15 protein-coding genes and 2 tRNA genes are annotated in these 24,593 nt (G+C 44.2%); 4 read left to right on the top strand and 13 right to left on the bottom strand.

Annotation, left to right across the window (positions count from 1 at the left end; genetic code table 11):
* Positions 1–65: 65 nt before the first annotated feature.
* The 13 genes from Xsto_RS11870 to Xsto_RS11810 all read right to left on the bottom strand — a co-directional run bounded on the left by Xsto_RS11870 (position 66) and on the right by Xsto_RS11810 (position 16,582).
* Positions 66–2,738 carry an outer membrane usher protein gene (locus Xsto_RS11870; RefSeq protein ID WP_244590388.1) on the bottom strand — a complete coding sequence of 891 codons (2,673 nt, stop codon included), beginning with the start codon at positions 2,736–2,738 and terminating at the stop codon, positions 66–68.
* Positions 2,739–3,059: 321 nt separating this feature from the next.
* Entirely contained in the window at positions 3,060–3,605 is a 546-nt protein-coding gene (locus Xsto_RS11865; protein ID WP_099125181.1) for a fimbrial protein, read from the bottom strand.
* Between the two features lie 725 nt (positions 3,606–4,330).
* A complete protein-coding gene (gene deoD / locus Xsto_RS11860; protein WP_099108838.1) occupies positions 4,331–5,047 on the bottom strand; it encodes a purine-nucleoside phosphorylase in 717 nt (238 codons plus the stop codon).
* Positions 5,048–5,245: 198 nt separating this feature from the next.
* Complete coding sequence (deoB, locus tag Xsto_RS11855) at positions 5,246–6,469, bottom strand: phosphopentomutase (protein WP_099125180.1); 1,224 nt, start codon at positions 6,467–6,469, stop codon at positions 5,246–5,248.
* 77 nt (positions 6,470–6,546) lie between these two features.
* The gene (gene deoA, locus Xsto_RS11850) at positions 6,547–7,914 is read right to left on the bottom strand and encodes a thymidine phosphorylase (RefSeq protein WP_099125179.1); all 1,368 of its coding nucleotides are present in this window, start codon (positions 7,912–7,914) and stop codon (positions 6,547–6,549) included.
* 164 nt (positions 7,915–8,078) lie between these two features.
* Positions 8,079–8,858 carry a deoxyribose-phosphate aldolase gene (deoC, locus tag Xsto_RS11845; protein ID WP_099125178.1) on the bottom strand — a complete coding sequence of 260 codons (780 nt, stop codon included), beginning with the start codon at positions 8,856–8,858 and terminating at the stop codon, positions 8,079–8,081.
* Positions 8,859–9,296: 438 nt separating this feature from the next.
* The gene (locus tag Xsto_RS11840) at positions 9,297–10,565 is read right to left on the bottom strand and encodes a NupC/NupG family nucleoside CNT transporter (RefSeq protein WP_211284314.1); all 1,269 of its coding nucleotides are present in this window, start codon (positions 10,563–10,565) and stop codon (positions 9,297–9,299) included.
* A gap of 338 nt (positions 10,566–10,903) precedes the next feature.
* Positions 10,904–11,674, bottom strand: a complete 771-nt coding sequence (locus tag Xsto_RS11835; RefSeq protein WP_099125176.1) for a TatD family hydrolase — start codon at positions 11,672–11,674, stop codon at positions 10,904–10,906.
* A 169-nt stretch (positions 11,675–11,843) separates the two neighbouring features.
* Positions 11,844–12,995, bottom strand: a complete 1,152-nt coding sequence (locus Xsto_RS11830) for a patatin-like phospholipase family protein (protein ID WP_099108844.1) — start codon at positions 12,993–12,995, stop codon at positions 11,844–11,846.
* A 306-nt stretch (positions 12,996–13,301) separates the two neighbouring features.
* Positions 13,302–13,724 (bottom strand): BON domain-containing protein, encoded by a 423-nt coding sequence (locus Xsto_RS11825; RefSeq protein WP_099108845.1) that lies wholly within the window; start codon positions 13,722–13,724, stop codon positions 13,302–13,304.
* 198 nt (positions 13,725–13,922) lie between these two features.
* Positions 13,923–15,512 carry a peptide chain release factor 3 gene (gene prfC / locus Xsto_RS11820; RefSeq protein ID WP_099108846.1) on the bottom strand — a complete coding sequence of 530 codons (1,590 nt, stop codon included), beginning with the start codon at positions 15,510–15,512 and terminating at the stop codon, positions 13,923–13,925.
* Between the two features lie 244 nt (positions 15,513–15,756).
* A complete protein-coding gene (rimI, locus tag Xsto_RS11815; RefSeq protein WP_099108847.1) occupies positions 15,757–16,203 on the bottom strand; it encodes a ribosomal protein S18-alanine N-acetyltransferase in 447 nt (148 codons plus the stop codon).
* Positions 16,172–16,582 (bottom strand): DNA polymerase III subunit psi, encoded by a 411-nt coding sequence (locus Xsto_RS11810; RefSeq protein ID WP_099108848.1) that lies wholly within the window; start codon positions 16,580–16,582, stop codon positions 16,172–16,174. The genes rimI and Xsto_RS11810 overlap by 32 nt, the downstream gene beginning before the upstream one ends.
* Before the next feature lie 198 nt (positions 16,583–16,780).
* On the opposite strand from Xsto_RS11810, the gene rsmC reads away from it, so the two are divergent.
* The 4 genes from rsmC (at position 16,781) to Xsto_RS11785 (ending at position 24,353) form a co-directional block, all read left to right on the top strand.
* Positions 16,781–17,794 carry a 16S rRNA (guanine(1207)-N(2))-methyltransferase RsmC gene (gene rsmC / locus Xsto_RS11805; protein WP_099120642.1) on the top strand — a complete coding sequence of 338 codons (1,014 nt, stop codon included), beginning with the start codon at positions 16,781–16,783 and terminating at the stop codon, positions 17,792–17,794.
* A gap of 161 nt (positions 17,795–17,955) precedes the next feature.
* A tRNA-Leu gene (locus tag Xsto_RS11800) sits at positions 17,956–18,042 on the top strand.
* A gap of 45 nt (positions 18,043–18,087) precedes the next feature.
* Positions 18,088–18,174 (top strand) — tRNA-Leu (locus tag Xsto_RS11795).
* Between the two features lie 1,079 nt (positions 18,175–19,253).
* Complete coding sequence (locus tag Xsto_RS11785; protein ID WP_099125174.1) at positions 19,254–24,353, top strand: RHS repeat domain-containing protein; 5,100 nt, start codon at positions 19,254–19,256, stop codon at positions 24,351–24,353.
* Positions 24,354–24,593: the final 240 nt, after the last annotated feature.

Here is a 24,593-nt window from a genome sequence, read left to right as displayed (position 1 = left end):
TACCGCATTAAAAATTAATGTAATACTTCATTAAAAACCTATTTCATGGTTTTTTTTATTGCTTTTTACTTATCATTTACATTTAAAAACTGGCAAGGCAGCAAAAATGCGGTTGAATACTCTGATGAGATATTATCTGGTACAGTCACCTCACACTGAGCATGTCCATCCCAATGAATCTGCAATTTCTCACCCTTTTTCATTCCACTCAGGTAGGCATATCCATCATCACTCATCATGCCAATTTCCCGTTGGCTGGCGTTCATAACAGATGCACCAAAAGGCGGGAACGAACCATCAGGCAAACGGATCACTGTCATGGCTTTAATCCCGGATATCACCTGGAATTTACGATATCCAATGGCACCTTCGGTTAATGTCGCCAACTGAACCGAACGCATTGCTTCCACGTCATCCGGCAATTTATCCAAGTCAATATTTGCGGTATTACGGTGATAGCTGTTCACATCAGCCAGTACAGCTTTGCCAAAGTAATTGGAGTGAATTGAAGAGCCGTAAGTCTGGACAGGCACATTCCGTACACCTTCGGTATCTACCATCAGGCGGGTTGCACCAGCTATATTCGTACGGTGTAAAGCGACTCCTTTGCCCGTTGCAGTGATCCCGCCCTGTAAACCCAGGGTCGCGCTAGTATTACTATCGGATTGATGGCTGGCGCTGGCGGTCACCAGTGCTTCATCACCATAATGGGTGTAATAACCGTCTACTGTTGCCCTTCCACGTGTATTCACACCTGTTGAAATACGATAGTTATTACGATCATCAATTCGATTGAAATAACCGACGGTATGACCATTACCCTGACGATTGACTAATCCGTTATAACTGACAGTTCCTGTTTCTCCCCAAGGAATGGAAAGACTCAGATACAGACCATCATCTTTTTTATTGTCAAAATTGTTACGATAAGCGGATAAATTGACATAGATACCTTTATAACGGTCTATATCCAGATGCTTAGATAAAGAGAGGTCATAGCGGTTATTCGTTGGCTTATTCCAGTAGGTCTGGTGGCTATAGCTGAAAGTGGTGCTGAACCCTAATTCATTAAATTGTTTATTTAAATTAACGGTATAGAGTTCTTTTCCACTATCAGAGGATATATTTCGGGAACGGTAACGACGGTCAATATATTGCCCCATACTCATGAAATCACGTTCAGAGAAGCGATATCCGGCGAATGTCAGCTGACTGTTGTACTCTTCAAAACGCTTCGAGTAACTGAGGCGATAAGATCCCCCCGTCAACGTTTTGTTCTCACCCGGTAATTTTGCTCTTGAACCTGTTACATCAAACGCCAATGCCCCAAACATCAGCAAATCACGTCCTATCCCCAGCGATAAGGCGTCATAGTCACCCGCAGCCAAAAGCCCGCCATACAATGACCAACCGTTATTGATCCCCCAGGAAAATTCTCCCAAACCAAAAGCCGGCCCTTCGCGACGATGTTTTTCATTCGTGGATTGTCCGCCAATAAATTTGTACTGCACACGTCCGGGGCGCGTTAGGAAAGGAACAGTTGCCGTATTGACCTGAAATTGCTGGACTCCACCATCCTGCTCTTCAATTCTGACATCCAGTGTTCCTGCTACGGCATCACTGAGATCCTGAATACGGAATGGGCCTGCGGAAACCTGAGTTTCATACAGCACTCTTCCCATCTGGCTGATAGTGACTTTGGCATTAGTTCTCGCAACACCTGTAACCTCTGCGGCATAGCCGCGTAAATTAGGCGGCAACATATTTTCATCTGTTACCAGACTAATCCCGGTGTAACGGAAGCTATCGAAAATATTGGAATTAAGGTAACTCTCTCCCAGTGTCAGCTTAGCTTCCATAGTAGGAAGGGCGCGATACGCGTAGTAACGGGTCCAATCCCAACTGCGTTTTCTGGAACTGGAGCGATTTGTATCATCCGAACCGTTCTTCTCGGTATTAGTGTGATCGTATCTGCTCTGCCAGTTTGCACGGAAGCGCCACGCGCCGGCATTAATACCAGTCGTACCATTTGCACTGATTTGCTGGCGCGCATTACCATGATCTGGTTTAGTTGCCTGTGCATAAATGTTGTAATCAAATAACAATCCGGGGACACCTTCATCCCAGCGGGAAGGAGGATCCCAGTTCGGTGATTCATATTCCAGATAGATTTTAGGAACAACTAAATACAGGGTATAAGTAGCTAAATCCCCTTTAACCAAGGTCCCCGGCAGGCTATTCAGATCAAGGCATTTTTCATTATTCTGCCAGACTAATTTATCGGCCCATTTTGATTGCAGGCCGATTCTTTTCACTAATTCGGGGGAAATACAGGCTTCACTGCCTTGCGGATCATTATCCGGCACGAGGAAGTCAATAGGATACATATCCTGCAATTCAGACTGATTCACCCGAACTGCCATCATATAGTTCCCCGGCATGATATAACCTGCACGGGAAAACTTCTCCAAATCAATATTGGAGCGTTCATTAATATCCAGCGCATCAGTATTGAATTCAATAGGCTTAGAATAAGCAAACTGGATACCGGACAGAGAAAATAGTATCAGGGCAGAAAGTAGCTTAATACCGGGCTTCGAAGGTTTTGTATTTATTTCATTAGCTATTCTTTGTTTATTAAGCACGTGGTTTTTATTAAAGATTCTTTTTCTATTACTGCGTGTTTCTTTATTAACAGACGAAAAATCATGATTCATAGAAGCTATAAACCAAGCCATAACATCCTCTAAGCAATGAATCGTTAATAATTCAATTTGAATTTAATTACTGCCTGATAGTGCCAAATCCGTATGTATGGCAGAATGTGTGATTTTCCGAATATAGGTAACTGAGAAAACATCAACTTCAATTAACTCTAAAGAAGATTTTCAATTCTCAAGCCACTTAAATCGCTTTCTTATCAGTTTTAAACACCGTTATTAGACACAGTGCATGTTTGAAATAGGCTGAATAATGATGTCAGGAAACCCAAATAAAAATCAAAATGACATGGGCTTCCTGACATTCAGCAATTAAAAACTAGCCTTTAGTTTTCACTATTACAGGTAGTTTAAAGTAAAGTGTGCGAATGCATAGAAATCACCTGTTGTTACAGTCTGACCAGGGAGAACTTTCAGATTCGCATCGAAACTCAGACGGTTATCAACTGCATCTACACCAGTTGTAGCAGTGCCTAAACGAACCATTCTTCCGTTCTCACCGTCATTTAAGTCACCAATTTCGATGCCTACGCCTTTAGCTTTACCTTTGATAGCCAAAAGGTAGCCGTCAGCATCGGCTTTATCGCCAGTGAACGTGGTGGTAATTTTCTTTCCTGTAATATCAGAACATTTATCTAAAATAATATCAAAAGGTATACGTTCGGATTGACCATCTTTGTTGGATTTAAACTTAGAAGTCCGAATTTCGCCAAAATTAACATCAATATGGGGATTTTTAATTGAACAAGTCGGATTAATAATAGTACCTTGGAAGTGAACAACACCACGATCATTCAAGTTGATATCACTTCCACCTGCATTTGCAGCGCCTGCAGTTAAAGCGACACCAAGACCTAAAACCATTGCCAATTTATTCAGTTTCATAATCGAATTTATACCTTTTAATTAAAAAGTAGGGATTTATATTCAAGGAATGTCCTAAACCCAGAAATTAATTTCTGGCTTTTAGGATAATTGCTATTTAGTTTTTTGACAGACTGCTTAACTGTTCAACTAAATGAAATCGATATTATGATTCTATACAAAGCACCCTAAGTCAAATTTCAGCGGATAAAACTGGCAATGATCCCTAACTGCGTATCGGATATGAGTTTTTACCAAAAACCACGCATAGACAGCAATATATTTTACTGATAAACATGTAAATTTAGATTATTTTCCTGAATTGCATCTCACAAAGACGAATAGTTTAGAATCTTAGTTTGCGCATCTTTATTGAGCGATTTTGTCTTTTTTAAAATAAAAAAATACTCAATTAAACTGAGATAATGATAAAAATTAGATTTTAATATCAAAACAAAAGGAGAAGACAAAATATAAGCAAAATATTCATCTATTTTAGAAAATTAACACGCTAATTATAATATTAAATTATTACTTTAGTTGAATGGGTGTTTTTTGTTAAAAATATTCATTTATTATTTTCATAATAAAATCAGCGATTGATAAAATGAAAACAGACAAACAAATAAATGAGATTAATTCTTAATAAAACCATCTGAAAAACATATTATACTGGATAATAAAAAAGCCCTTCTCATTATAGAGAAGGGCTTTTATTTTAATAAAGCAATTAAATTACATTATTTTTAATTGTCACCTAACAAAATAGATTCAAGAGCGATTTCAATCATGTCATTGAAAGTAGTCTGACGCTCTTCAGCGGTAGTCTGTTCACCTGTACGAATATGGTCAGAAACAGTACAAATTGCTAGTGCTTTTGCACCAAATTCAGCCGCAACACCGTAAATGCCAGCCGCTTCCATTTCAACGCCCAGAATGCCGTATTTTTCCATGACATCGAACATTTGTGGGTCTGGAGTATAGAACAGATCCGCAGAGAAAATGTTACCAACGCGCGCATTGATATTTTTCGCTTTAGCTGCATCAACCGCATTACGGATCAAATCAAAGTCAGCGATTGCTGCAAAATCATGATCTTTAAAACGCAGACGGTTGACTTTAGAGTCAGTACAAGCACCCATGCCAATCACTACGTCACGAATTTTAACATCTTCGCTTACGGCACCACAGGAGCCAATACGGATAATCTTTTTGACACCAAATTCGGTGATCAATTCTTTGGCATAAATGGAACAGGATGGAATGCCCATACCGTGCCCCATAACTGAAATGCGGCGGCCTTTATAAGTACCAGTGAAGCCGAGCATACCGCGCACATCGTTAACCTGACGCACATCTTCCAGAAAAGTTTCTGCAATGTATTTTGCACGCAGTGGATCGCCTGGCATTAAAACAACATCAGCAAAATCGCCCATCTCAGCATTAATATGTGGGGTGGCCATAAATCTATTCCTTGTTTTTATTATACCCGTTGTCTTTCGGGCTGCCTTTTTGGTGGCTGTGCTCGCTCCTCCCGGTCACATAGCTACCTATGCTCCGGAGATTCACTCACTTGCCGCCGCGATGCCGCTCAAAATCCATAGGGTATGGGTATTAAAAAAATATTAGCGATCGGGGAAGCCAACGGCTCCCCCGGAAAATCAGAACATCACTTTGCCGTAATCCATTGGTGTCAGGTCGAAATATTTCGCCACTGTCTGACCAATGTCAGCAAAGGTTTCACGATGCCCTAATGAGCCCGGTTTTACCTTTGGCCCATAAACCAGTACAGGTATATGCTCACGGGTATGATCCGTACCCGGCCAGGTTGGATCACAACCGTGGTCAGCCGTCAGGATCAGAATGTCATCTTCTTTCACCATCTTCAGCATTTCCGGCAAACGGCGATCGAACAGTTCCAGCGCAGCAGCATAACCGGCTACATCACGGCGATGACCGTAAGATGAGTCAAAATCAACAAAGTTGGTGAATACAATCGTATTGTCACCGGCTTGCTCCATCTCTACCAATGAAGCATCAAACAGTGCATCAATTCCCGTCGCTTTCACTTTTTTAGTGATACCGACATTCGCGTAAATATCAGCAATTTTACCAATGGAAACCACTTCACCCTGTTTCTCATCAACCAGTTTTTTCAGTACAGTTGGCGCTGGTGGCTCAACAGCCAAATCATGGCGGTTTCCGGTACGCTGGAAGTTACCCGCTTTATCGCCGACAAACGGACGGGCAATTACACGACCAATGTTATAACCGCCATCAGTGAGCTCTTCACGGGCGATTTCACATAATTCATACAGTTTATCCAGACCGAATGTTTCTTCGTGACAAGCAATCTGGAAAACGGAATCCGCTGAGGTATAGAAAATCGGTTTACCCGTTTTCATGTGCTCTTCTCCCAGCTTATCCAGAATAACAGTACCGGAAGAGTGGCAGTTACCCAGATAACCCGGCAGATTGGCACGTTCAACCAATTTATCCAATAACTCCTGCGGGAAACTGTTTTCTAACTCGTTAAAATAACCCCAGTCGAATAAAACCGGAACGCCGGCAATTTCCCAATGACCTGATGGCGTGTCTTTACCAGAAGAAAGTTCACTCGCATAACCATAGGCACCGATAATTTCGGCATCTTTATCCAAACCAACCGGGAAAGTTCCACTGGATTCTTCCGTTGCTTTTCCTAGTCCCAAACGGCTCAGATTCGGTAACTTCAACAATCCCTGACGACCGATATCAGCTTCACCACGAGCGCACTGTTCTGCAATATGCCCTAAAGTGTTAGACCCTTTGTCACCAAATCTTTCTGCATCTGCACTCGCACCGATACCAAAGGAATCCAAGACCATGATGAATGTACGTTTCATAATTTTCTCCTGTGTCAATTCACGCTATCAATGCGGGAACTGCCAGCTGTTAAAATCTATTCAATACTTCTGTTGAATTATCCACCAATACGACGATAAACCATCTGGGTGGCGACTTTCATTCCGGCATCCACTTCTGCTGCCGAAGTATATGCCTGTTGAAAAACAAGCGATGCACGCACAGCCTCTGCCGCCATATGCCAGTCATCTTCATTATTGGCATGAATCACCATCAGAGGAGTATCTGTGTTTACTTCTGAGCCAAGCGGAATAATATCACTCAGCCCCACACTGTAATTGATCGGATCAGTCGCTTTGCGGCGACCACCGCCTAATGCAACGACTGCCATCCCCAATGCACGGGTATCCATTTCTGTTACAATGCTTTGTTTTTTAATTATATTATTTTCAGCAAATACAGGTCTGCTGAAAGAAGCTGTCGGTAAATAACAGTCATAGTTTTCAATAAAATCAACAGGCCCTTTCTGAGCTGCCACCATACGCCCGAATATTTCCGCGGCCTTACCATTATCGAGTACTGCCTGTAATTGACGATATGCAGCATCACGATCTTCTGCCAGTTTACCCGATACCAACATCTCAGCAGATAATGCCATCGTCACTTCAAATAACCGGGGATTGCGGTATTCTCCTGTCAGAAACTGCACCGCTTCACGCACTTCCAGCGCATTTCCGGCACTGGATGCTAATACCTGATTCATATCTGTCAACAGTGCCGTTGTTTTACAACCCGCACCGTTAGCCACCGCAACAATCGATTCCGCCAACTGTTCTGACTGCTCATAAGTCGGCATCAATGCGCCAGAACCGACTTTCACATCCATAACTAAAGCATCTAATCCTTCAGCCAGTTTTTTGCCCAGAATAGAAGCGGTAATCAGCGGAATAGAATCAACGGTAGCAGTAATATCACGTGTTGCATAAAAACGTTTATCCGCGGGTGCCAGCGAGTTAGTCTGACCGATAATTGCAACACCCACATCCCGGATAATGTCACGGAACCGGTGATCATCGGGGAAAATATCAAACCCGGGGATGGATTCTAATTTATCCAGCGTTCCTCCGGTATGACCTAATCCACGCCCTGAAATCATCGGAACATAACCACCACATGCTGCAACCATTGGCCCCAACATCAGGGATATCACATCACCAACTCCACCCGTCGAATGTTTATCCACAACCGGACCGGGCAAATTCAACTTTTTCCAGTCAAGGACTGTACCAGAATCACGTACCGCCAATGTTAAGGCAATCCGCTCTTCCATCGTCATATCCCGGAAATAAATGGCCATCGCCAGAGCAGCAATTTGCCCTTCTGATACCGTATTATCACGCACAGCGTTAATAAAGAAGCGGATTTCTTCTTCGCTCAGTGAAAAACCATCTCGTTTTTTGCGGATAATTTCCTGTGCCAAAAACAAAGCTACCTCCCATTATCATTGTCTGAGAAGAACAGTAGTCATGAATCAGCTCTATCTTAACGAACATTCAAGGCATTGTTATTGATCTTAAACGACTGTTTTTATAACTTCTGCATTCAATAACTTGTGCTTCCAATAACTACTGTTCTCAATAATTACTATTGTTAATAACTACTGTTTTGTTTTTGACCCTGATGACCCAGCGCCGTCAATAAGCTACCCAGCAGACTGGAAGCGCCAAAACGGAAATGGCGGGAGTCTGCCCATTTGTCGCCCATGATCCGGCCTGCCAGTGCCAGATACTGCGCCGCTTCTTCTGCTGTGCGAACGCCACCCGCCGGTTTAAACCCGACAGTCTCTCCCACGTCCATATCACGGATAACACTCAGCATGATCTCTGCACTTTCCAGTGTCGCATTAACCGGCACTTTTCCGGTTGATGTCTTAATAAAATCAGCGCCTGCTTTAATTGAAATTTCAGAGACCTTACGGATCAGCGCAGCGTCTTTCAGCTCTCCGGTTTCAATAATGACTTTCAGCCAGACACCTGATTCAGCACAGGCGTCTTTACAGGCTTTAACCAGATCAAAACCAATTTGTTCGTTACCCGCCATCAAGGCGCGATAAGGGAAAACCACATCCACTTCATCTGCACCATAAGCAATCGCTGCACAAGTCTCCGCCAGTGCGATATCAATATCATCATTGCCATGAGGGAAGTTCGTAACAGTCGCAATCCGGATATCCGGAGTTCCCTGTTCACGTAGTACCTTGCGGGCTAGGGGAATAAAACGCGGATAGATACAGATGGCCGCAGTATGCCCTGCTGGGCTGTTTGCCTGATGGCAAAGTGCTGTCACTTTCTCATCAGTATCATCATCATTGAGTGTAGTTAAATCCATCAAGCTCAGCGCACGCTGAGCAGCTGCGGTTAAATCGGTCATAAAACTCTCCAACGGTATTTTTATCGTAACTGAATCAGTTCACATATTCTTCCGAACATTTAATCGCTAACTGTTCCGAATTATTAATGTATTCATATGTTGGTGAGCGGACTTGGTTCCTTGAAGATGTTGCAATGCCCTATATCATCGCAACAACAGAGCTCCTTCTCTCCGCACCTTTTTCTTTAGTTTGATTTTTTCAGCTTGTCTTGCCCGGCAGGTATTAGCTTAATCAATGAAATCTTGATTCATCATTATTTGAACATGTAAGTATGTAATAATTCATGCTTAGAATCACACTAATCAAATGAAAATTGCAATTATTATCATTTTATCGTGATTGAAATCACATTGATTAAGCCCGGAAAAAATAAAATGCAGGTAAGATTAACTCACCTGCATTCAATTTAGTCTGTATTTTCTGGTTAGACTTCCTAATTATGCCAGAGAGAGGAAGAACCCTGCAATTGTGGCACTCATCAGGTTAGAGAGTGAACCAGCCAATACGGCTTTCAGACCAAAACGGGCAATATCACCACGACGGTTTGGTGCCATACCACCTAAGCCCCCAAGCAACACAGCGACAGAAGACAAATTCGCAAATCCACACAAAGCAAAAGAGATAATGGCTTTAGTATGATCAGAAAGAACCTGAAGACCGGCTGCTTGCACGACATCATCCGGTTTCAGATAGTCGCCAAAGTGCATGAATGCAACGAATTCATTAACTATTATTTTCTGCCCGATGAAAGAACCGGCCACGGTTGCTTCATGCCACGGCACACCAATCAGGTAAGCGATTGGCGCAAATACCCAGCCCAGAATCAATTCCATAGACAATTGAGGATAGCTGAACCAACCACCGATACCGCCTAACATACCATTCAACAAAGCAATCAATGCAGTAAATGCCAATAACATTGCACCTACATTCAGAGCTAACTGCATACCGGATGCCGCACCAGATGCTGCCGCATCAATAATATTGGCCGGACGATCCTCTGCTGATACCAGTGACATCGCATCAACATTATCGTGAGTGGTTTCAGTTTCCGGCACCATCAGTTTTGCAAATAACAGGCCACCCGGCGCTGCCATGAATGACGCTGCAATCAGATATTCCAATGGAACACCCATTGATGCGTAACCCGCCAATACAGAGCCGGCTACCGATGCCAGACCACCACACATCACCGCAAACAGCTCGGATTGTGTCATGGTTGAAATATAAGGGCGTACAACCAGAGGTGCTTCAGTTTGCCCAACAAAAATATTTGCTGTTGCTGACAGGGATTCTGTACGTGATGTTCCCAATACTTTTTGCAAGCCACCACCTAATATTTTGATGATAAGCTGCATAAGGCCAATGTAATACAAAACGGCAATCAGAGAAGAGAAGAAGACAATAACTGGCAGGACGCGCAGGGCAAAAACAAAACCACCGCCGCCGAACAGCTCAAACATTTTGTTAGATACCAGCCCGCCAAAGATAAAATCAATTCCCTGCTGACCGTATCCGATGACGTTGGAAACACCTTTTGACATTCCAATCAGAATGTCTTTACCTGCTGGTACATAAAGCACAAATGCACCAATAAGCACCTGAATCAAGAAGGCACCAAGGACAGTGCGGATTTTAATAGCTTTATAATTACTCGAGAAAAGTACTGCGATAAAAATCAGCACTACCATCCCTATCAGGCTCATAATGAGTTGCATTGGAAGAATCCCTGTTCACTGAATGAATTAAAAATATGTCAGTTATATTGTGAGTTCCTACTGACACTGTGTGTGGAGGCGATTATACCCAGTAGTAAAAAAGAACAAGCAACTGACATCACAAATTAATGCAGCAAAAAGTAATATAAAAACAGGAAATGAGACTTATATCACATATACCCATTTTATTTATCAGGGTTTAGATAATTTTGCGGTAAAAAAGGAAGAAATGAGAAGATAATGCCAGTTAAATATTATTAATGTTTATTTCGACCAGAATAGCCTATTTTGCTCAACCAAAAGTAGACTATTTCCACTGGGATAAATTAGCTGATCGCAAATAATGCCATGCTATTTTGATAAATTTGGCGGGAAATTTCATCCGGAGATTCGGGACGCAATTCACACAATACAGAAAAAATCTGCGCGATTCTTTCGGGTCGGTTTGGCTGCCCCTGAAAACCGGCTAGTGGCATATCAGGTGCATCCGTTTCCAATACTAAAGAGGAAAGAGGCAGGCGAGCTATCGTATCACGTGTTTTTTTCGCTCTTTCATACGTAATCGTTCCCCCGACGCCAATGTAAAAACCCAGACGTACAAAGGCCTGCGCCTGAGATAAGCTACCAGCAAAACCATGAATAACGCCGGTGCGTGGAACATGATGTTTTCGTAACATTGCCGCCAGTTGATCGTGGCTTTTGCGGGAATGAAGCAAAACAGGCAACTCATATTTTTTGGCCAGCTTAAGCTGAACTGCCAGAACGTTTTTCTGCCGCTCAAACTGGGGTTCTGCCATGTACAGATCAAGCCCAATTTCACCAACGGCTACACAATGGGAAGGTTTCTCTTTGAGTTTCTGCTCCAGACAATCCAGATCTGTATCATGATGTTCATTAATATATAAAGGATGCAATCCAAACGCGGCATAGATTGCCTGATACTTGGCCGCCAAGTCAGCAACCCTCTGGAAATATACCTGACTGACAGTCGGCACAATAATTTTCTCAACGCCTGCTTGTCTGGCTCGTTCTAAACTTGCGGCTTCATCACCCGAAAAAGGAGGGAAATCAAAATGGCAATGTGTGTCAATAAACATCTATTTATCCATATCATACACTTCGTCTTTCAAGTTGCCTCTTTGTTGGCTGCGCTCGCTCACCCCAGTCACCGTTTTTATAAACATACAGTTGTCTATGTTTCTGGGGGTTCACTCTCTTGCCACCGCAATGCATCTTGAAATCCATTGTGTATATTTGTCGTCATCATTATTGTTCGTCATAATCGTTATTGATCATGGTTGTACCAGTCAGTGGCATCTGCTCGCTGTCATTCACGCCGGTTTCCTCTGCCATTCTTACCGAAGTACCTATTGCAGGGGTATGCTCACTACACATAAAACTATTGCGACGGAAACAATTACGGTTCGTTCCATCGTGGTTTAAACCGCTGCGGGAAACACCATAACTTTTACGTCTTTCCGGCCCAAACTTACCACCGACAAAAGTATGTCCGATAGTCGCCAAAAAGTACCGCCCACAACGCCTACCCAGATGATAATCTGTGTTCAATGCTTTCGTTTTACTCCCCAGAGCCATAGTTGCCAACGGTGCGGGTGGCCTAATTTCGAAGATTTGTACGTCATCCGGTGGATTTTCAATAAACCGTTGTGTCCGGAAGTAGCTTGTAGCATGCAGCTTCAACATTCTGAGCATTTTTTGCTGACTGCTGGTTTCCAGCCAGCGTTCCACTCGCTTGAACCACTGTGACGTATAATAAAGCTGCGAAGGCACTGTCCTGACCACGACAATAGTATCAGCTCCCCGGCGATATGCCTCTTCAACCGGAATCGCATCACTAATGCCACCATCCTGATAAACGATACCATCGAGCGTTACACCATTGCGATAAAATCCGGGGATTGCACTGGAAGCCTTGATAATTTCCATCCAGTTACTTTCATCAGGTTGAAAATAACTGGCTTCGAAATTATCAGCACGGCAGGTACACATATAAAACTCACGGCCATCATCAAAATGATCCATCGCAATAGGAATGTTTAAGGGAATTTGTTCAGAGATCATATCAATATACCAATCCAAATCGATAAGATGCCCGCCCCGGACAAAGCGCAATGGGTTGAAGAAAATCGGATTGGTTGTGTACTTGTTGATCACCTTACGGGCATAGCCTTTTTGACCGCAGATATAAGCAGAAAGGTTCTGAGCACCAGCCGAAGTACCAAGAAATAATTCGAACGGGTTAAAATTTAACCTTAGAAATTCATCCAACACACCTGCGGTAAAAATTCCCCTCTGCCCACCACCTTCACAGACAAGTGCAATTTTTCCCGGTTTTATCCGCGATGTATAAGCTAAAGGTTCTATATTACCCAACGTAATTGGAATATGTTTCCCCACATTTCCCCCTACAAAGTCAATGTCAGTTCCAAGGTGTCATTTGAATTATGATCATCTTTCAGTAATTAGTAATAATGTTATGCAAACAATTCCTCACCCAAGTGATTTCTCATTTGAGCAATGCATCCGTAAAGCCTATATTAAATAATGGAGATTAATTCACCAACAGGCAAGTTATTACCAATAATATGAATAGATCTTATCCGTTATATTCTTGAAGAGATAATCGCTTAATTAGATTAAGTTTTATTTGGGGAATAAGCCGGTAGAGTGACTTATTATCAGTCACTCTCAACAAAAAATAGATTATTTTTTGATGGACAGGGTGCTGTTTACGGCCTGAACGCCTTCCACTTTATGAGCAAGCCTGATAGCTCGTTTTGCCAACTCTTCGTGTTTGACAAAACCAGAAAGATAAACCACGCCTTTTTCTGTTTTCACTGAAATATTATTATCGTGACTATTAAGCCCGGTATCTTCCAGAAAATTTTCTTTTATTCGGGCAGTAATAACACTATCGTCAGAATTATTATCTGCTTTTTTAAGGGAATTCTCGATTTTTTTCCCACTATGATTTCTTGAATCATTAATTTTCTGGTCTGTATTTTCCTGTGTTTTACCTTCTGGCTGATAAGTTGAAGATGTGCCTGCTGCCAGTGCGTTACCACCTATGAGTACCGAGCCTAAAACAACAGCCAGGAATGAGTTTGTGAACTTTAAATTTTTCATCCTACTACCTTCCTTCCTTTTATCTAAGCCAGAATTTCAAAGGATGATATATCAATAAATTACGCAAATGGTATGAGCTTTACAATAACTAACGTATATTTTCTTATACCTAGAAATGATGCTTTTAAATAAAGCAGAAAGTATTAATTATGGTAGGAAAAATAAAAAAGGCCAACGAGGTGTTGGCCCATAAAAATATCAATGTTCCCGTGTCTTACGGAAAACTACCTCAGGATAACGTTCGCTGGTCAGGTTTAAATTAACCATAGTTGGTGCAATGTAGCTCAGGTTATCACCACCATCAAAAGCCAGGTTTTGTTCATTCTTACGTTTGAACTCTTCCAGCTTTTTGACATCACTACATTCTACCCAACGAGCGGTAGAAACGTTGACAGGCTCATAGAGTGCTTCGACGTTATATTCACTCTTCAGCCGGGCAACAACTACATCAAACTGAAGCACACCCACAGCACCAACAATCAAATCATTATTGGTCAATGGGCGGAATACCTGTACTGCTCCCTCTTCCGACAACTGAACCAAACCTTTCAGCAATTGTTTCTGTTTCAGAGGATCACGCAGACGAATGCGGCGGAACAATTCAGGAGCAAAGTTAGGAATACCAGTAAATTTCAGCTCTTCACCCTGAGTGAAAGTATCACCAATCTGGATAGTACCGTGGTTATGCAGACCAATAATATCGCCCGGATACGCATCTTCAACATGAGAACGATCACCAGCCATGAAAGTCAGTGCATCTGAGATAACCACATCTTTTTTGATACGAACCTGACGCAGTTTCATGCCTTTTTCATATTTACCGGAAACAATACGCAAAAATGCCACACGGTCACGGTGTTTCGGGTCCATATTGGCCTGAATTTTGAACACAAATCCGGAGAATTTTTCTTCTTGTGCTGTTACTTCACGCGCATCAGTCTGACGCGGCATTGGCGTTGGTGCCCACTTAACCAGACCATCCAGCATATGATCGACACCAAAGTTACCTAACGCAGTACCAAAGAATACCGGCGTCAGTTCACCCTGCAAAAAGGCATCCAGATCAAATTCATGTGATGCGCCTTTGACTAACTCCAGCTCTTCACGCAACTGTTCGGCCAGCTCTTCTCCGACAGCAGTATCCAGCTCAGGGTTATCCAGGCCTTTAATAACCCGGACTTCCTGAATAGTATGCCCCTGACCGGATTGATACAGATAAATTTCATCCTGATAGAGATGGTAAACCCCTTTGAAAGACTTACCACAACCGATAGGCCATGTGATCGGACAACAAGCGATCTTCAGCTCATTTTCGACTTCATCCATCAGCTCCATCGGATCACGAATATCACGGTCGAGCTTATTCATGAATGTCAGGATTGGCGTGTCACGCAGGCGGGTAACTTCCATCAGCTTACGGGTACGATCTTCAACACCTTTTGCCGCATCAATAACCATCAGACAGCAGTCAACCGCTGTCAGAGTACGGTAAGTATCTTCAGAGAAGTCTTCATGCCCCGGCGTATCCAGCAGGTTAACCAGACAATCACCATAAGGAAACTGCATCACTGAGGTGGTAATGGAAATACCACGTTGTTTTTCCATTTCCATCCAGTCTGATTTAGCATGCTGATTGGAACCCCGGCCTTTTACCGTCCCCGCTTTCTGAATTGCCTGTCCGAATAACAGGACTTTTTCAGTAATCGTCGTTTTACCCGCATCGGGATGCGAAATTATTGCAAATGTGCGCCGTTTCGCAACTTCTTGCAGAAATGGAGAATTTGACATCTATTGAAATCTTCTATTCTGTACGCGGATCGATACCATATTGAGGCGCCATCAGAGACCCTTAATCCATCCAATCCGGTATGTTAATTGGAATTAGCGTTTATTTTCGCTGAACTTGGCGTCATAAACAACTAATGATACGCAAGATGATGATGCAGAAAATCATCATGACTTCATCAGATTCAATCTACATTCCCTTTCTCCTGAATCGCAAAAGTTCATAATACGGGTACGTCACTCATACTCACCCAAACAGCGGTAACGCCATAATAATGGCATCTTCCTTACCTGTCGCGGTCGGGTAATAATTTTTGCGGATGGAAACTTCATTGAAGCCCAGATCTTCATATAATCCAATCGCAGACTGGTTGGAACACCGGACTTCAAGCCATAACGTATTTATCTGCTTTTCAGGTAATGTGTCAATCAGATAATTTAATAGCGTTCTTCCATGCCCTTGTGATTGATATTCCGGATGGATAGCGATATTAAATAGCGTTGCCTCATCCAAAATATACTGGGTTATTGCAAAACCAATTATCTGGTTATTAAGCTCGATCTTATAATTGAGATAACGCTCTCCCTGGTTAGAGTAGAATGTTGTCTCACTCCACGGAAAGGGGTGGCTGGCCTGTTCTATCTGGAAGGCCGCGGGAAGATCAGCGGGAGTTAATAGAGAAATATTCTTCATAATGGTAAATTTGTTGCCAAAGAGAACGTTTTGCATCCCCATCAAGGGATAAGTCATTTAATGCCGGGCTTCTCAAAGAAATCCCTTGTATTGATAAGGTAATATCAACCCCCAGCAGCCAGCATGGGCAGCGGATTGATTCTGAAAGCAGCTCAACATCTTTTGTTGTGATGCAATAAACTAATGAGGCATCAATCCCCATGGCTGTGAAAATATCAGCAAGTAATGAATGGCTTAAGTCAATGTGATCATGAGTAATGATCAACAGACGAGTTGAGTCAGGGATGAGGACAGATAATTCACCCCGCAGGGCCGCAGGGTTACGCAGAACCCATTGGGTGATACCCAACCGGGTTAGTGATCTGTCACGCTTCGTCATCGTGTTTTATTCCATCTGCCATAAAAAATAACAGGTAATATATACCCAGTAGATTTCAGGCTATCAGCAGTAAAACTGTCACCTGAAAGATGAGCGGTATAGTATCAGAGGGCTTATCTCTGCGCCAACAACATGGCATCCCAGCTTTGCCCAAAGATAATTATGACCGGATAAAGACTTATAAGGAGCTATACATAGATGTCAGCATTAACACCGGCCAGTGAAGTTATCCTGCGCCATCAAGAGCAATTCCACTCCCATCATCTGCTCTTCGCAGGCGATCTTCAGGATACACTGGCAACGGAAATCGAAGCCGCAAGTGTGCGGGTACACACTAGTCAATATCATCACTGGCAATCCCTGATCCGTACATTAGGTGATAATGCTCAGTTTGGCCTTACGGCTGACAAAGCGTTTGTCAAAGATTGCGATACGCTGATTTATTACTGGCCAAAAAGCAAGCAGGAAGCCCGTTTCCAACTCCGCAGCCTGTTTTCCATCCTGCCTGTCGGAACAAACATTTTTATTGTCGGCGAAAACCGCAGTGGTGTGCGTAGCGTTGATAAGTTGATGGAAGGTATTGTTACTTTCCGCAAAGTCGATACTGCCCGCCGTTGCAGCCTTTTTTATGGTCAGCTTGAACAACAGGTTCAGTTTGATCAGAACAACTGGTGGCATAGCTATCAGGTTGGGGATACCATCGTCAATACACTGCCCGGCGTATTCAGTCAGGATGATCTGGATGTCGGCAGTCGTCTTCTGCTTTCCACTTTTGATAAACCGATTTCCGGCAACTTGCTGGATATTGCCTGTGGCTCTGGTGTACTGGCCGCAGTGTTGGGTAAAAATAATCCCGATTTGTCACTGACTCTCAGCGATGTCAATGCAGCCGCCATAACATCCAGTAAAGCAACATTGAAAGCCAATAAACTGGAAGGAAATGTTATCACCAGCAACGTCTATTCTGCTATTGAAGAGAAATTCAACTGGATAGTCTCTAATCCGCCATTCCATGATGGTCTGAAAACCAGTATGGCAGCCGCTGATGACATGATACGTATGGCACCAAATTATCTGAAATCCGGTGGTAAATTCCGCATCGTAGCAAACTCGTTTTTGCCTTATGCTGATTTACTGGATAGCGCTTTCGGCAGTCACGAAGTTCTTGCCCAGACAGGTAAATTCAAGATTTACCAAGCCACCAAGAAGTAACAAACAAAAGACCGCTATTGCCCATCTCCCCGGAAGGGCAATAGCAACATGTCGATTTTTACATCAGTCATGCTTTCTTGCGATAAATAATGATTGACGTCAGCCGTAAAATCTCTAGAATGCGCCCCCATGCTATCTGTTTAAAGATGGTATCTGAATTTGCGAGGGTGGCGGAATTGGTAGACGCGCTAGCTTCAGGTGTTAGTGTTCTAACGGACGTGGGGGTTCAAGTCCCCCCCTTCGCACCAAATCAGATAGTTATCATTAAACAAATCAGATAAATAGCAGTACCTGCGAGGGTGGCGGAATTGGTAGACGCGCTAGCTTCAGGTGTTAGTGTCCTAACGGACGTGGGGGTTCAAGTCCCCCCCTTCGCACCACTGTTACTATTTATATGATTTTCCTCTTGTTACTCTTATTTTCCCCTCCCTATCTTATTAACATATCCAGTTTCTTAATTCTATTTCACCATCGCATTCCTGAACTCAAATTCCCTCTATTATCTGTTATATCTCCTCAAAACTATCACTATTTCCTGAGAAATCTAAAAAATCACTTTTTATACATTAATATTATTAAATTTATTTATACATAATAAATCCATAAATAATAACACGTTATTACTTATACTTTAATTTAAAAAACAGACATTAAATCATTTAATTAATACGGTAATTATTTTATTATTTTTTCTGGCGTAATTTAAATATTGAAACTAACATTAATATATATTTACTGAGAATGCCATGCTGATTATTAATATTCTAGACATGATTAATTACCATGAAATATCAAAAAAAACACACCTATTTCATTAAAAGGTAATAAACCTATTCTTTATCATTCAGAGAATATGCTATTCATAAAAGAATCAAGCGCTGCCCATACTATATTCGGATCTCATGAAGATGTTGATTATAAATATCATGAATGGCATCAAGACAATTTCTATATATTCCCTAATAGCAACATAGGGTTTTCTGTATATGATGTAAAGGTTAAATATACAACAAACGATAAAAATCCTAATCAAGTTAATTACCAAAGATTTACCCATTGCACACAAGAAGGAGACCTTTACCTTTGGTTTCTTTGGGGTAAATATAGCACGCAGAGAATCGCTAGTGCTGATTATACAATAAAAAAATATATGATGAGAAGAACCGATCCAGTATTAAAAGGGAAGCTACTCCACAAGAAAATATATTTACGACACCACGCACCGATGCTATTAGCGTGAGCCTACTTTTTTTCGAAAGTCCAGCGGTTAATTTTTAGGATAATGAATCTGATCAAATTCCACAATTCAAATTTCACGATATTTACGGCAATGAATCAGTCTGGCTAAAAGTGGTTGTGGATGTAAATAATGCGAGTGAATTTTATCTACAGGAGGGCTAAACGGATGCAGAAATTTCCGGCTTCCATCATATCCTTTCCTCAAAAATAGGTGATAACTATGAGCAATAATTTTTTCTCTCAGGCGACAAATTTCCAGAGTTCCACCACAGGCAGTGTAGATCCGCGCACCGGGTTATTTAATTGTACGATGCCGCTGGCACATCTGATTGGAAATACCCTACTGGGGCCGGAGCTGACGCTGGCGCTGTCCTACAGTCCGCTGAACCCGATGAATATCGGGTTTGGTGTGGGTTTTTCGCTCGGGCTGACACACTATGATAGTGAAAAGCAGCTGTTGATGCTCTCTACCGGCGAAAGGTATAAAGTCTATGAAACGGATGATTCGGTTTCTTTAAAGCAGTATAAACAGGATGTAGTGCGGTTTGAAAAGGATGTCACGAAGGATGTTTACCGGGTTATCCATAAATCGGGGCTGATGGAAATCCTCAGTGGTCCCTTGAATGCCTATAATCTTAAAATACCAATGCGCATTATCAACCCGTTGGGGCACTCCCTGAAACTAGCGTGGAATTACGAGATAGTCGGCCTCCCCCGCCTTGCGGCGATATCAGATGATAATCAGACGCTATTCAACATCGATTATCAAACCGGTATTTATACCGACATGACAGTCTGGCCCGGATCAACGGAATCGTATACCATCCGCCTCATCTTTGAGAATGATCGGGTCGTTCAAATTCGCAATAATGTCGATCAGCAGACATTAAGCTGGGGATTGGAATATGAATCAGACTGCGGTTTTCTGACCCGGATTACTTCGCCGACGGGATTCGTTGAATTTGTCGATTACGACCCGGATGGTCACCAGTTTCCCGACGAGGCCGGCCTGCCACCTTTACCCTATGTAACCCAATACACACAACAGACAAAAAATTCCCCTGATGTCATCAGGCACTATGAATATACCGAACCTAATTTTCTGGGTTACGAAAATAAGGAGAGCTGGAATGAGGACGAAGATTACCTCCTCTACGGCAAGATGACCTATTACCTCTACGGCTCCACCGAGCACTGGAACAACGGCAGCGAACAGCGCCACATTCTCCGGCGTTACAATAGCTACCACCTGCTGATTACTGAAAACGTGCAGCAAAACAGTTGCCAGCGCCAGCATGAAACGCACTATTATGCTCAAATCGGGCTGGAATTTGCTCAGCAGCCCCCGCAATTTCAGTTGCCAAAATCCGCTACCATCCGGTTTATCGCTCAGGCGGATCAACCGGACGATGCCCCGCTGACGAGGGAGGAAACCACGCAGACAGAATTTGATACAGCAGGCAACCCCACCTTACAGATTGCTCCGGACGGTACCCGAACCGAATGGGTGTACTACCCGGCTGAAGGCGAAACATCCACCAAGGATAACACGGTATACTGCCCGGCAGATCCGCACGGGTTTGTGCGTTACGTAAAATCGAAAAAAATCATTCCCCCGCCGGTCACCGGCTATGACGATGTGCCCGTCCATCAGGAGATCTACCGCTATGCTTCCCTGCCCACACGCCCAGATAGCCTGACAGATCATGCGGTGGTGTGTACCCGTCAGGAAGTATACAGCGATAAGATCTTGCTGCATATCCGCCAGACCGAGTACCGGGATGAGCCGGAGGGTCCGCATCATGGGCGAGTGGACTCGGTGGTAGAAACCGTGTATAGCCTGCAGGATCCCGCTTCCGCGCAGCCCCGCTCCCCGTGGAACAGTCAAAAAACTTTCGTCTATGTCCTGAACGCGGGTCAGCTCCGGTGTACCACACAATGGTGCGGGCATGACGGATTCACGCTCAGTAGCATACAGGAAAAATCCTGTCTCAGCGGTAAAATCGGCTATCAACAAAATCCGCAGGGCTGCACGACACACTACCTCTATGATGCGCTGGGCCGTTTATTGACGCAGAAGGATAATGCCAACACCAATTATGCCCGTGAGAAGGGGTACACATATTCCCTTGAAGCGCCGGGTGTCGTCACCACAACGCAGACCGATGTCTGGGGAAATCAGGCCCGTTGCCAGGCTGATGGGCGCGGGCAGGTTTATCAACTGGATATTCTGGCGAAAAAACTGGACATTCTGGCGAAAGAACAAGCGACTACAGACTGGCACCTCCTCTCAAAGAACGGGCGGGATAGCTGGGGGCGGGTGGTGACGCAGTCTCACCATGACACACTACCGACCGGCCCCGATCCTGCGCAGCCCGATACCGTGAAGACGTGCTCGATCTCCCTTAACCAGCAGATCACCTACGATGACTGGGGACAACCCAGCCTGATTACCTCGGATACAGGCCAGCGTAGCCGGCAGGTGTTTAATCCGGTGACCCAGATCACCCGCTGCACTACTGAGGTGGATGGCCTGACATTCGGTTATACGGAAACGGCCTACAATCTGCGACATCAGCCTCTGACGGTAACGCTGTATGACAGCCAGGGCCAATTCGTCAGCCAGCAACAGAACGAGTATGACGGGCTGGGGCGGTTGCGGGCCACGGTGGATGCACTGGCACAGAAAACGCAATACACCTATGACGCTTTTCATCGCGTTGCGACGATAACGTACAGCGATGGTACCGTGGTGCAGAAAAGGTATGCGTCGTTCAGTGCGGATAATTTAGTGACGCAAATTGTGGCGGACGGGAAAGTGCTGGGTCAGCGGGTGTTCGACAGCCTGCATCGGGTCATCTCGGTCACGGTAGGCGGTCGGACACATGAGGCAACCTATACCTGCAGTAATCCGGCACCTGAGATAGTCACTGACCCGCTCAAACAGACGGTTCACCAACAGTATGAACCCCGTCTGGGAAATGCCTTGCTTCAGCGAACCACCGCGGGGATCACCCAGACCTTTAGCTATGACGCCAAAACCGGCGCGATGATAAACGCGGTGGCAGAAAAACAGGTATCACAGCAGTGCGAGTATACCCCCGCCGGCTTATTGCGGCAGGAAACGACCACGTTTAACGATACCGGTGTGGCCAGGCATACTCAATACACGTATTCCCCGGGCGGCCAGCTGACGGCCTGTCAGGATGTGACTGGCACCCGCCGCCAGCGGTATTTTGATACACAGGGGCGTCCTGTAATGATAACAGACAGCGCGATAAACGTGACGATGTCCTATGATGCTGCCAGCCGGTTAAACTGCTGGACGGTGCATGATAACGCCCAGTCGCAATCACTGACCACCACACTGACCTGGGATGACCTCGGCCGGGAAACGGAACGCCGGATTGACAGTGGAACGGACGTACTGACCCTGACGCAGACCTATACGGTGCTCGGTCAGCTCGCCAGCCGGGAAACCCGTTCACAGCAGGCCGGGTTGTTGCGTCAGGAAAGTTATACCTATGATGTCGCCCGCCGCTGGCTGACAGATTACCAGTGTTCGGGCACGGAATGCCCTCAGGATGCGTATGGCATGAGCCTGCGCCGCCAGCAGTTTACCTATGACCGGTTGGGCAATATGCTGACCTGTGTGACTACATTGGCGGACAATAGCTGCGACACCGCCACCTTTACCTACAGTCCGTCCGATCCCTGCCAGTTATACCGCATTACCCATACGCACCCGGCCTACCCGGCGAAAATTACGCTAACCTACGATGCAGGCGGCCGGTTGATTCAGGATGAGAGCGGGAACCAGCTGACCTACGATGCGCTGGGGCGGCTGATCTCAGTGACGCTGAAAGAGAAAATCAGCACGTACGGGTATGATGCCGCAAACCGACTGGTTCTACACCGGCTGGACAATACCGGGACACAGGAGCTGTACTATCAGGGCAATGCTCGCGTCGCAGAAGTGCAGCGTGAAAGCGGCACGGCAACCCGTCTGGTGCATGCGAACGGCACACCGGCCGCAGTAATCGCCGGTGATAAGACCCATTTACTGGGCACCGATGGGCAGGGCAGTCTGCTGATAGACCAACCGGGCAGCGGCACACCGACCCGTTATCGTTACACCCCCTATGGCCAGCAGGCAGCCGATGAGCAGAACATGGTACTGCCCGGTTATACCGGAGAACGTGCCGACCCGACAGGAGGGGGTTATCATCTGGGCAATGGCTACCGCACCTATAGCCCGGTGCTGATGCGGTTTACCGCACCGGACAGCTTAAGTCCATTCGGGGCTGGAGGCCTCAATCCGTATGCTTACTGTTTGGGTGATCCGGTCAACCACAGCGATCCGAGCGGACATATGAGCTGGGGCAGTATTTTCGGCATCGTACTTGGTACGGTTGGCCTGTTAGCGGGGCTGGCCATGGCCATTCCGACCGGCGGTGCCTCGTTGAGTATAGACGGTGCGATTATAGCAGGTATCGGCTTTTTGGGAGATGCGACCAGCATTGCCAGTGTGGCCACCGAAGAGAGTAACCCGCAGGCCTCCGCCATACTGGGTTGGGCCTCGCTCGGGCTGGGGGCATTGAGTCTGGGCAGTGGATTGCTGGGCGGGCTGACTCGCGGGATGCGGCAGGTGGGTGAGCAGCTGTCCGACAGTTTTGCACATGGGCTGAGTGGCAGAGGCGCGGCTCAGGCAGGAAGCAGTAGCCACTACGCAGTGACAACAACTGAAACCGAGTATACTCGTAATTTTAGGAAATTGATGAACTTAGGTGGTTCTGAACTTATTGATAATCAAATGAATACTATTCAGATTGATTGGAATACCACTCGACATCTAATTCCAGAAAGTGAGTATGGGGCAAGTTACAAGACACTTTTAAAACTAGGGGTTGATGAATCTCCATCTGGAAGTAATGTATGGAAATTAAAAACGGATGCGTCGGGGTTAGATCGTATTATGGGTGGTAGTCATCATGTAAATATCACAAGAAACATTTACGAAAAATTATATTTGCCATTTATTAATGATGCAACATTAGTTACTCATGCTTCAAATACTAATAATATACGAGCTATAATTGATCACCAAATATTAAATAGAATTCCGTTTGATGCAAACATCATGAATTCAATAAGGATGTATTGGTCTGCAAGTCATTATAGTGGGACATTTAAAGATTGGCTTGTCGCTGAAATGGTATTAAGATTCCCTAATAATGAACAAAATATAAGAGAGACGGCAAGTGTTATTTATATGGATAATACAAAGATTTTTGCTGATTTTTATAATCTTTACCTTTAGTTAACAGTTTATTTATACACTTGTTATTAAATGTTTTTATATTATTTAATAATTAGTTTTTTATCTGCATATTATCCATTACACGAAATTAACCTGAAGATAAATCCGGCAAAACCATTATCTCCCCATAAGGGGGAGATAATGGTTTACCATGAAAAATAAAAGATAACTTTATCTATGATCTTATTTCAATTTTATGAGGTACTGATTTTACTTCATTGTAGCTTATATTATCGAATT

Origin of the sequence: Xenorhabdus stockiae, from assembly GCF_002632825.1 — a bacterium.
GTDB lineage: Bacteria > Pseudomonadota > Gammaproteobacteria > Enterobacterales > Enterobacteriaceae > Xenorhabdus > Xenorhabdus stockiae.
The sequence above is the reverse complement of the archived record's forward strand: the minus strand, read 5'-3'. Positions and strand labels throughout refer to the sequence as shown.

Bases quoted from the DNA above. Each gene is read 5' to 3' on its own strand.
- Xsto_RS11870 (WP_244590388.1), bottom strand. From the start codon at position 2,738: ATGGCTTGGTTTATAGCTTCTATGAATCATGATTTTTCGTCTGTTAAT.
- Xsto_RS11865 (WP_099125181.1), bottom strand. From the start codon at position 3,605: ATGAAACTGAATAAATTGGCAATGGTTTTAGGTCTTGGTGTCGCTTTA.
- deoD (WP_099108838.1), bottom strand. From the start codon at position 5,047: ATGGCCACCCCACATATTAATGCTGAGATGGGCGATTTTGCTGATGTT.
- deoB (WP_099125180.1), bottom strand. From the start codon at position 6,469: ATGAAACGTACATTCATCATGGTCTTGGATTCCTTTGGTATCGGTGCG.
- deoC (WP_099125178.1), bottom strand. From the start codon at position 8,858: ATGACCGATTTAACCGCAGCTGCTCAGCGTGCGCTGAGCTTGATGGAT.
- Xsto_RS11840 (WP_211284314.1), bottom strand. From the start codon at position 10,565: ATGAGCCTGATAGGGATGGTAGTGCTGATTTTTATCGCAGTACTTTTC.
- Xsto_RS11835 (WP_099125176.1), bottom strand. From the start codon at position 11,674: ATGTTTATTGACACACATTGCCATTTTGATTTCCCTCCTTTTTCGGGT.
- Xsto_RS11825 (WP_099108845.1), bottom strand. From the start codon at position 13,724: ATGAAAAATTTAAAGTTCACAAACTCATTCCTGGCTGTTGTTTTAGGC.
- prfC (WP_099108846.1), bottom strand. From the start codon at position 15,512: ATGTCAAATTCTCCATTTCTGCAAGAAGTTGCGAAACGGCGCACATTT.
- rimI (WP_099108847.1), bottom strand. From the start codon at position 16,203: ATGAAGAATATTTCTCTATTAACTCCCGCTGATCTTCCCGCGGCCTTC.
- Xsto_RS11810 (WP_099108848.1), bottom strand. From the start codon at position 16,582: ATGACGAAGCGTGACAGATCACTAACCCGGTTGGGTATCACCCAATGG.
- rsmC (WP_099120642.1), top strand. From the start codon at position 16,781: ATGTCAGCATTAACACCGGCCAGTGAAGTTATCCTGCGCCATCAAGAG.
- Xsto_RS11785 (WP_099125174.1), top strand. From the start codon at position 19,254: ATGAGCAATAATTTTTTCTCTCAGGCGACAAATTTCCAGAGTTCCACC.